This window comes from Bacillus sp. 123MFChir2 (assembly GCF_000383235.1).
Classification (GTDB): Bacteria; Bacillota; Bacilli; order Bacillales; family Bacillaceae_G; genus Bacillus_A.
This window is the reverse complement of sequence record NZ_KB910962.1, coordinates 32,267-42,837: the sequence shown is the minus strand read 5'-3', so window position 1 is coordinate 42,837 and position 10,571 is coordinate 32,267. Positions and strand designations below refer to the sequence as shown.

The window sequence follows — 10,571 nt, the reverse complement described above, 5'->3', positions numbered from 1 at the left end:
CGTTGCGGCCATTATCGAGACAATATTTACTTTTCAGTTCCTCTAAAACAAAAGAAAAATCTACCATTTCATTAAATTGACGGAGCATATTATCTTTTGGTATGACGATATCGTAAATCGCCATGAATGGGCTAAGGTTAAGAGATTGTTGTTTTGAAATCATCCGAGACACCACCTAGAATTATTACAACTATTATACATGAAAAAAACGAAAGCTTCCTCGATTTCATCGAGGAAGCTTTCGTTTTTTCTATGAAGACTTTTTCAGTGGCCTCCTCACTGCTTGCTCTTTACGTATGCCTACGGTTTTTTCCACCAATCGGAATCGGCTTCGCTAAATATTTAATACGCTCCATAATGCGAGCTGCTTTCATTTCTTCTTCTTCTCCGCGCTGTGTATACGTTAAATGATGCTCGAGTTGTTTAAAATCAAAGTTAGATGTGAAAAACGTTGGTAAGTTCTCCAGCATCCGGAACTGTAAAATCGCTCCAAGTACATCATCGCGTACAAAGCTTGACATTGCTTCCGCCCCAATATCATCTAACATGAGTACCGGAACACGTTTTACCGCATCAATTTTTTCGCTAATTGTATTATTTTGCAATGAGCTTTTAATCTCACGCAAAAATTCTGGCAAGTAGACAATCATAGAACTAATTTTACGTAGTGCTAGTTCATTGGCAATCGCCCCTAAAAGATATGTTTTCCCTACTCCAAATGATCCGTAGAAATAGAGTGCTTGCACTTTTTTCCCTACCTCATATTCACTTAAAAATTCATTTGCAGCACGAATCGCTTGAATACGCGGTTCTAAATCAGATGGATCTAAATTTTCCATCGAAGCTTGCAAAATATCACTTGGCATATACACACTTTGAATCAGTTTCTCATGCTTTTTCCGTTCATCATAAGCCACTTTTCTTACGCAGCGATCGTATTGAATATCAATCATCTTCCCTTGAATAATGAGCTTCGGTTCGTATCCTTGAATCATGTTTTTACATGATTCTAAGTTTGGACAATCTTTACATCCAACGCTTTGCCCAATGTACTCATATAGCTTCACAAGGCTGCGCTCAACCATTGACATTGTTACTTCGCCTTGATGTTCTTCTATAAATGCTTTCACACGAGGATGCGCCATTACCTCTTCTTTTAATACTTCATATCTATTCTTAAAATTTTTATTTTGCATTAACTTCGCAAATGTATTTTGAATTGGTTCCATTTCTTCACCTCAAAAGGAGCTCGCCTTTGTTAGTTTCGCTTATACTTTTTCAGCTCTTCCTCTAACTTTTTACGCTCTTCTTCTAATTTTCCCTGCTCTTCACTACGATGCGATGGCTCGCTATCTTCTGTTTGTTCCTTTAACCAGTCTGGTACAAGTTCTTTACGAACCGTTTTCTTCGTTGTCTTTCCTTTTTTCTTTATTTCTGCCCATTCTTGATATTGACGATTTTCCTCTTTCGCAAGCCCTATCGCTTCCATTACGGTTGTAATTTTTTTACGAGCCCAGTGTCCGGCAATTTTCTCTACATACGATTTCGCCAACTTCATATCAGAACGCAGCATTACATAATAAATAAGCACATTTACAACACCTGGCGTTAATTTCTGCTTCAACATCACATCTTCAATAATTTGCAAATCAGCCTTCGTCGGTTCAGCCCCGCCCGAAATTTCTTTTAATAACTCTCTTGGTGAAATTTCCTCTAACTGTTTAATAAGCATCTCTTCTTGTGTTGTCGGTTCTTTCTCCTTCATCGTCCGCGCATGCAATGGCTGCGCCCGCTCACTAAACTTAGGAAGCGCCTGTCCATTCTCAAATTGGTACCAATCACGCGCACCTTTTCGCAATCGTTCCATATCAATTGTATTATGCTCCGTAACAGCACCAAGAACAATATTTTGCATAGATAACGGATCAATACCGTATACATAAGCTAATATAATCACACATTCACGCATTTGATCCGTAATTGCTTTGCGCGGCACAAGCGCTGATAATCCTTCTACAAATAATGAAAAATCAAAGAAATCATTCCAAATTTGAGGTACATTCCCCTCTGCTCTGCTCGGCATTACAGCTCTGTTTGGTATAAACAATTCTTCTTTCACATGCTCAACTTGTCCTGGATTAAAAGAACCAAACACATCATTAAAGGATCGTGTTACATTTTCATATGAAACAAAGTCAAATTCTTCTTCTAAGAAATACTGCTTCACTTGGTTATATTTCGCCTTGCTTAAGCGGTTATATAAAAAAATACTTAATACAATATCATCAAAAAACTGTTTGGGCATAAGCGGTGGCTGTAACTCATAAATAAACATGCGAATATCTTTTTCCTTTTTCACATACACATTTAAAAGTCCTATCGCCTCTAGTTTTAGACGTTCTTCATAAATATCCGGGAGCTGCATTTGCATCGTTACCATAATAGAATGATGTGTATTTTCTTTTCCAAATAAACGGTCCTGCTCTAACTCTCCCCACAATGTCATATATAGGCTAAAAGCTTTACTACCAATGAGTGGTTGATATAACATTGTCAGCACTTTACGATCATAGTTGCTGAGCAGCCCTCTTGCACTTACTTTATAACGATCAATTGGCAACAGTTCCATCCATAACTGTCTTTCCATCCTTGCAAATCCTTTCTGTCATTCGTTCTCACGGTTAGTTCCTCTTATCTTCTTCGTTTTTCTCTGAATTTCGAGGCGGAGATAGCGGGATAAATCCATTTTGATTTTTCAACATATAAGTCACGGCTATGCTGAATACAACATGCCTGCTACTTGCTTGATTTGTTTGTAAACCTCGCATGTGCAGGAAAAGGACCTAACTGCTTCTATGCACGGCCAGATGCTCTCGTCCTCCTCTAAAAGAAAGAGGCTTTATGTCGTTTTTTTCAATTTGTATTTATATATTAGTGAAAAAAGAGCTAATAGCTTACGCTTCTAGCTCTTTTATTTTCGTTCTTTTTGAAGAATATCTTTCAACTCTTCAATAAATACGTTCAAATCTTTAAATTGTCGGTAAACAGATGCAAAACGCACATATGCAACATCATCAATATCACGAAGCGCTTCCATGACCATTTCACCAATCATATCGCTTTTTACTTCTGACATTCCTAAATTACGCAATTCCCGTTCTACATGTTGCGTGATTTCTTCTAATTGTTTTAACGTTACAGGCCGCTTTTCACACGCTTTAATTAAACCGCGCAAAATTTTCTCTTTGTTAAATTCTTCCCGCGTCCCTTCTTTCTTTACAACAATAAGCGGCGGCTCTTCGACGCGTTCAAATGTTGTAAAGCGATTGAAACAGCTTTCGCACTCTCTTCTTCTGCGAATTGATCGTCCTTCGTCAACCGGACGCGAATCCAATACTCTCGTACCATTGTGAAAACAGGATGGACAACGCAATCCATTCACTCCTTTACAATTTAATTTTATCTTAACAAAACTAAAACATTATAAACAAGAATTTTCTCTTCTATATTATAAACACTTAATCAAATATACTTATGTATCAATAAATTTCTTCTTATAAAATAGATATAGAAATACTAAAAAGAGGTGCATTATACACCTCTTTACATTTTAAATCAATTATCTTCTTTTTTAAAGAGCTTTTGTCTCTCTTTGCTTAATTTCGAAGCTACCTGTACCACGAGGAAGTTCAATACTTTCTCTCGTCTTCGCTCCTAAACCTTCAGCGATGTACTCCGCTGCAACATTTGGATCAATACGATCACCACAAGTATATACATCAATACTTGCATAACCATGCTCTGGAAAGCTATGAATTGTTAAGTGAGATTCAGAAATAATTACAACTCCACTTACACCTTGTGGTGCAAATTTATGGAAAGCAACCTCACGTACTTCAGCGCCTGCTCGAAGTGCTGCATCCACAAATAACCTTTCAATATAAGGCATATCATTAAGTTTGTCGAAATCGCAATCCCAAAGTTCCGCGATTACGTGACGACCCATAGTGTCCATAGTATCCATTCTACAGTTCCCCCTCATAAATTTAATCTAACTGTTCGAATTGAAAACTAATTTGCAATTTGGCTTGCTCCACTACCACGGGGGAAAGTTAGTCCAGAGAGGTCCTAACCCTTTAAGTAGTGACTACGTACCTCAGCTCTTAAGTTTACGAGTGTTAGTATACTTTGTTTATTTTCATTTTGCAACAACAGTTTTTTATTTTTTCAGATGACATCTTTCCCTGTTATTTTTCTAAAAAAGTAGAAACGATTCCAAATCACAGTAATCACAGCTGTTCTAGGTGATTTACACTAAAAAAATATGTAATATTTTTCTATTATGAAAAGAGAAAAGGACAGGCTAACGCCTGCCCTTTTCTCACCTATTAAATATGTTGTACGTTTTCTTGTTTCGCAAATTGATCTACAACAAGCTTTACAAGGTCTACAACACGACGAGAATAGCCCCATTCGTTATCGTACCAAGCAAGTACTTTTACTTTTCGATCGCCCATTACCATTGTAGATAAACCATCAATAATCGCAGAATGAGTATTTGTATTAAAATCGATAGAAACAAGCGGCTCATCGCTAAATGCAACAATCCCTTTTAATGCACCATTCGCAACATTCATAAATGCTTCATTAATCTCTTCTACTGTTACGTCGCGTTTTACATCTACAACTAAGTCAACAAGAGATACATTTGGCGTCGGAACGCGAAGTGCCATACCATGAAGTTTTCCATTTAAATGTGGAAGAACTTTTGCTAACGCTTTCGCAGCCCCTGTCGTTGTTGGAATGATAGACTGCCCGCAAGCGCGTGCTCTACGTAAATCTTTATGTGGATTATCAATATTTTTTTGGTCATTTGTATATGCATGAACTGTTGTCATTAAACCGTTTTCAATTCCAAACTGCTCATCTAACACCTTTACAACAGGTGCTAAACAGTTTGTTGTACAAGATGCATTTGAAATAACGGTATGTTTTGTAATATCAAGTTGTTCGTCGTTTACACCAACAACAATTGTTACGTCTTCATTTTTTCCTGGTGCAGTTAAAATAACGTTTTTCGCACCAGCTTCTACGTGAAGACTTGCTTTTTCTTTAGAATTAAATTTGCCTGTCGCTTCTATCACAACATCTACTTCCATTTCTTTCCAAGGCAATTCTTTTGGATCGCGGTTGTTTAAAAGGCGAATCATTTTACCATCTACTAATAAATGATCTTCAAACGCTTCTACTGTACCATCAAATTTACCGTGAACTGTATCATATTTAATTAAATGTGCTAACGTTTCAGATGGGTAGCTCGCATTAATCGCTACAATTTCGAATGCGCTTTCTTTTACTGCCTGACGAAACACCATTCTCCCAATACGTCCAAATCCATTAATTGCCACACGAATCATAATATGTTGTCCCCCTTGATTGCGTTATACTATTTATCTCTAACCCCAATAATAGTATAGCACAAAAAGAAGATATGTCACTAAACAATTTCATTATTTTCAATTTTTTTATTTAATAATGTTCCATTCCATTAAAATATTCCTTAATTGCGCTTCCGTCTCTTCTATTGTGCCATTATTATTAATCATTTTATCTGCTAATGCTATTTTTTCTTGCAATGACATTTGCGAAGCAATTCTTGCTTTTGCCTCTTCTTCTGTAAAATTGTTGCGTTCCATTAACCTTGTCATTTGCGTTTTACCGTCCACATAAACAAGTAAAATTTGATCGACAAGACTTGTTAATTTACTCTCAAATAAGAGTGGAATATCGAGCACAACCGCTTGCGCATTTTCTCTTATGTATCTATCCTTTTGTGCATTCATTTCCTTTCGTACAGCTGGATGCACAATACCATTTAACAGCAACCGTTTTTCTTCATTATGGAATACAATGCTGCCAAGTTTTGGGCGATTTAACTCTCCATTTTCCTCAAGCACTTCTTTTCCAAATGCTTTTACAATTTCGTTATACGCTTCCTTACCAGGCTCCACAACTTCCCTTGCAATAATATCTGCATCAATGACTGGAATGTGAAAACCTTGAAACATTTTTGATACCGTACTTTTTCCACTAGCAATGCCGCCTGTTAATCCAATTACAACTGTCATCATAATCCCCCTTATAGTAAAAGACGTGAAACAATCGTTTCACGTCTTTTACATTTTCCAAATTCCAATAATAATAAGTAATACACCTGGTAAAAACGTGAATTTTTGTAGCCATCGCATATTTGATAATACGGTCCCTACTTTCATTCCGATGAACAAAAATAGCGAGCTCATTACCGCAACTAATCCTGCCATCAGAAATTGGGAATACCCAAGTAAAGAGGCACCAATCCCAGCTCCAAATGAATCTAATGAAAGTGCCATACCAAGGAGAAGTGCTTCTATTCCCGAAATAATCCCAGACTTATCAAAATCAGCAACAGTCGGTTTTCGTAAAATTTGAATGACAAGACCGAGAGACGCAATTTCTAAGTTCCATACTTTTTCTTCTTGCATTGCATCCTCTTTTTTATCACTTTGAAAAAATTGATACAACACCCACGCACCGATTACTACAAGAACGAATCCTCCAATTCTTTTCGCCACCACCGGTGAAAAAATTTGAGCAATCATATGTCCGATTCCCATTGAAAGTATCATCACAACAGCTGAACAAATCCCGATTACGATAATTGATTTCAGTGGAATACGAACATTCCGGAGCCCGTACGTGAGCCCTACACTGCAGCTATCTAAACTTAACGTAAAAGCTAATAAAATAAGAGAGAAATAATGATACATCGATAAGCTCCTTCCCTATATATAGCTTTGCTTATATATATGACAGAAGCCTATCCGATGTTATTGTGAAAAATAAATTGAAACTTCCATCAGCGAGGTGTTTTTATCCTCCACTGGTGGAAACCCTCCCCAATCGGACTTTTACGGGCAGTAAATTTTTTTACCAATGTTTCGTTTGTTTAACTTTTCGGCTGACAAGCCGGGCAATAATGTGTACCACGCCCGCCAACAACTGTTTTTTTAAGTAAAGTGCCACATGTTACACATGGCTCACCTTTTCTTCCATATACGTAAAGACGCTCTTGAAATGAACCAATCTGCCCTTGTGAATTCACATACGTACGAATTGTACTTCCACCGCGCTCTACTGCTTCCGATAAAGTTGCAACGATTTCTTTATACAATGTTTCAAGTTCTTCACTCGTTAAAGAAGACGCTTCTCGCTCTGGATGAATACGTGAACGAAATAACACTTCATCTACATATATATTACCAAGACCCACTAAAATACGTTGATCCAGTAAGGCAACCTTTACTTTCCGAGCCGTTTTTTGCAATTTTCCTCGTAAATATGCAGAGGTTAATTCAGTTGAAAAGGGCTCCGGCCCTAAGTCTGCAAGCGGCATAACTGTAAACTCTGTACCCTTTTCAAATAGATGCATCGTGCCAAATTTCCGTACATCTTTGTAACGAAGTTCTGTACCGTCTGTAAAACGAAAACGGACGTGTGTATGCTTATCAACTGGATCCTCACTATCGCATTGCATATACTTCCCTTCCATTCGTAAATGAGACACAATGACATAACGGGTTACATATATAAGAAGAAACTTGCCGCGGCGTCTGACCTCTTCAATCGTTTCGCCGCGCAGCATCTCTTTGAAAAGTTCGGCATCATCTGGCTCTTTCACCAAATTGGGATATGTTACAATCACCTCTTCGATTGTCTTTCCTTTGACGAGCCCTTCTAGCGTTCGCCTTACATTTTCTACCTCTGGTAATTCTGGCATACTATCACTTCCTTACTTTGCGTCATACCACGTTGGACCGTATGAATAATCAACCTTTAATGGAACGGAAAGCTCAATCGCATGCTCCATCACTTCAGGTACAAGCTTCTCTAACTTCTCTACCTCTTCTTGCGGCACTTCGAAAATAAGTTCATCGTGCACTTGCAGAAGAAGACGTGCTTGTAACCCTTCTTCTTCTAATCGATCCGCCATAATAATCATTGCTTTTTTGATAATATCAGCAGCACTTCCTTGAATCGGTGTATTCATTGCAGTCCGCTCTGCAAAGCCACGCACATTAAAATTACGACTCGTAATTTCCGGGATATAACGACGACGATTTAGCAATGTCGATACATAGCCTTTTTGTTTCGCATCTTGCACAATATCACTCATATATTCTTTGACTCCTGGAAAACTCTCTAAATACTTTTGAATGAAATCAGCTGCTGCTTTTCGCGTAATACCTAGGTTTTGTGATAAACCGTAGTCACTAATTCCATATACAATTCCGAAGTTTACCGCTTTCGCCTGACGTCTCATATTAGAGGTTACATCGCCTTTTTCAACACCAAACACATCCATCGCTGTTTTTGTGTGAATATCCATATCGTGTTGGAACGCTTCAATTAAACCGTGATCTTTCGAAATATGAGCTAATACACGTAATTCGATTTGAGAATAATCCGCTGCAAACATAACCCAATCTTTTTCTGACGGAATAAACGCCTGACGGATTTTTCTTCCTTCCTCTAAACGAATCGGAATGTTTTGTAAGTTAGGTTCCGTTGAGCTTAAACGCCCTGTTTGTGTTAACACTTGGTTAAAGCGCGTATGAATTTTAGACGAATCTGTATACACAACTTTTAATAATCCTTCTATGTACGTAGAATTTAATTTCCCTAACTGGCGATAATGCAAGATTTTCGGAATAATTTCATGATGCTCCATTAATTTTTCTAACACATCAGCCGATGTAGAATAACCTGTTTTTGTCTTCTTAATAACCGGCAAGTTTAAAGTTTCAAATAAGATGACACCAAGCTGCTTCGGCGAATTAATATTAAATTCTGTTCCTGCCAGCTCATAAATTTCGTCTTCCATTTGCTTTAACTGCGTAGCTAATTCATCCCCCATCCTGCGGAGACGATTTGTATCAACCATAACGCCCTTACATTCCATATCAGCTAATACACGGCAAAGCGGCATTTCCAGTTCAGTAAATAATTCGTACTGCTCATTATTTTTTAACTCTTCAACAAACGATTGCTGTACATCATATAACACATGCACTTTTCGTGCTACGTGTTCCGCGACAACTTCCTGCTCTGGTACAGCACGTTTCGCACCTTTTCCGTATACTTCCTCATCTGATTGCACAGCATGCATATCTTTCATTTTCGCAACAGCACGGAAATCTTTATCTGTCTCTGCTGGGTCAAGTAAATATGCTGCAATTAATAAATCAAAATCAATTCCCTTTATTTCATAGCCTTTCCACTTTAACGAAACAATTGCACGCTTTGCATCAAATGTATACTTCTTCATTTCTGGATTCGCTAACCAGTCCGTAAAAGCTTGTGATGATAAAGCAATATTAGCCGGAACAAAGTAACATCCATTTTCGTTTTGAATACCAAACCCTTGAATATCCGCTTCGTGATAATTATCTTCTTGCACTTCTACAATGATTGCGCTATCCTGCTGCAATATTTCCTCAGTTACTTCTTCTACCATTTCAAATGAAATATCATCTAGCTCAGCTGCAGGCGTTTCTACAACTGGTGCACCGAGCTTCGTTAAGAGAGAATGGAACCCTAAGTTCTCGAACATCGGGATTACATCGCTATTCTCATATCCGTTATAAGCAATATCTTCTATATGAATTGTAACTGGTACATCGGTAATAATTGTTGCTAACTCTTTACTCATTAATGCTTGTTCTTTATTCTCTTCAAGCTTCTCTTTTAATTTCTTACCGCTCACTTTGTCTAAGTTTTCATATACAGCCTCTACTGTTTCAAATTGTGTTAACAATTTAATAGCTGTCTTCTCGCCAACACCAGGGACACCTGGGATATTATCTGATTGATCTCCCATTAACCCTTTCATATCAATAATTTGCTGTGGCGATAAGCTGTATTTTTCAAATAACGTTTCTTTCGTATACTCATCTACTTCTGTAATTCCTTTACGCGGAATACAAACGCGCGTATTGTCTGAAACGAGTTGAAGCAAATCTTTATCTCCTGAAATCACTTTTACTTCAATACCTTGCTCACTCGCTTCTTTAGCCAATGTTCCCATAATGTCATCCGCTTCGTAGTTCTCTAATTCGTAGCGAGACACATGAAATGCATCTAACAATTCACGAATGAATGGAAACTGCTCTGATAATTCTGGTGGCGTTTTTTGGCGGCCACCTTTATACTCACTAAATGTTTTATGACGAAACGTTGTTTTCCCCGCATCAAACGCAACGAGCATATGCGTTGGTTTTTCTTCTTCTAAAATTCTCATTAGCATCATCGTGAAACCATAAATGGCATTTGTATGTATACCTTTATCGTTATTTAAAAGTGGTAACGCAAAGAACGCGCGATACGCAATGTTATTTCCATCAACTAAAACAACTTTCTTTTCCAAATGGAACAACCTCCCCGTAAAAAGTTAAAACGATTTTTCAATACAATAGAAAAAACCGTTCCTTTTCTTCTCTCTATATTACCACGACTCAAAGAGAGAAGAAAAA

9 protein-coding genes and 1 pseudogene are annotated in these 10,571 nt (G+C 37.7%); all 10 read right to left on the bottom strand.

Translation table 11 applies throughout. The features are described 5' to 3' along the window. Positions 1 to 163 (bottom strand): annotated as a pseudogene (locus tag H280_RS25845) (IS5/IS1182 family transposase); the annotation flags it as partial. Between the two features lie 127 nt (positions 164 to 290). Further along, the gene (gene dnaI / locus H280_RS0117530; RefSeq protein ID WP_020062438.1) at positions 291 to 1,229 is read right to left on the bottom strand and encodes a primosomal protein DnaI; all 939 of its coding nucleotides are present in this window, start codon (positions 1,227 to 1,229) and stop codon (positions 291 to 293) included. A 29-nt stretch (positions 1,230 to 1,258) separates the two neighbouring features. After that, complete coding sequence (locus H280_RS0117525) at positions 1,259 to 2,647, bottom strand: replication initiation and membrane attachment family protein (protein WP_020062437.1); 1,389 nt, start codon at positions 2,645 to 2,647, stop codon at positions 1,259 to 1,261. Positions 2,648 to 2,971: 324 nt separating this feature from the next. After that, on the bottom strand, positions 2,972 to 3,433 hold the full coding sequence (gene nrdR / locus H280_RS0117520) for a transcriptional regulator NrdR (protein WP_020062436.1): 462 nt from the start codon (positions 3,431 to 3,433) through the stop codon (positions 2,972 to 2,974). Positions 3,434 to 3,631: 198 nt separating this feature from the next. After that, positions 3,632 to 4,015: an adenosylmethionine decarboxylase gene (gene speD, locus H280_RS0117515; protein WP_177206909.1), complete on the bottom strand. Its 384-nt coding sequence runs from the start codon at positions 4,013 to 4,015 to the stop codon at positions 3,632 to 3,634. A 373-nt stretch (positions 4,016 to 4,388) separates the two neighbouring features. Continuing rightward, positions 4,389 to 5,417, bottom strand: a complete 1,029-nt coding sequence (locus H280_RS0117510) for a glyceraldehyde-3-phosphate dehydrogenase (protein ID WP_020062434.1) — start codon at positions 5,415 to 5,417, stop codon at positions 4,389 to 4,391. A 108-nt stretch (positions 5,418 to 5,525) separates the two neighbouring features. Next, complete coding sequence (gene coaE, locus H280_RS0117505; RefSeq protein ID WP_020062433.1) at positions 5,526 to 6,128, bottom strand: dephospho-CoA kinase; 603 nt, start codon at positions 6,126 to 6,128, stop codon at positions 5,526 to 5,528. Between the two features lie 48 nt (positions 6,129 to 6,176). After that, complete coding sequence (gene ytaF / locus H280_RS0117500) at positions 6,177 to 6,809, bottom strand: sporulation membrane protein YtaF (protein WP_020062432.1); 633 nt, start codon at positions 6,807 to 6,809, stop codon at positions 6,177 to 6,179. A gap of 179 nt (positions 6,810 to 6,988) precedes the next feature. After that, positions 6,989 to 7,819 (bottom strand): DNA-formamidopyrimidine glycosylase, encoded by an 831-nt coding sequence (mutM, locus tag H280_RS0117495; RefSeq protein ID WP_020062431.1) that lies wholly within the window; start codon positions 7,817 to 7,819, stop codon positions 6,989 to 6,991. Between the two features lie 12 nt (positions 7,820 to 7,831). Then, the gene (polA, locus tag H280_RS0117490; protein ID WP_020062430.1) at positions 7,832 to 10,465 is read right to left on the bottom strand and encodes a DNA polymerase I; all 2,634 of its coding nucleotides are present in this window, start codon (positions 10,463 to 10,465) and stop codon (positions 7,832 to 7,834) included. Positions 10,466 to 10,571: the final 106 nt, after the last annotated feature.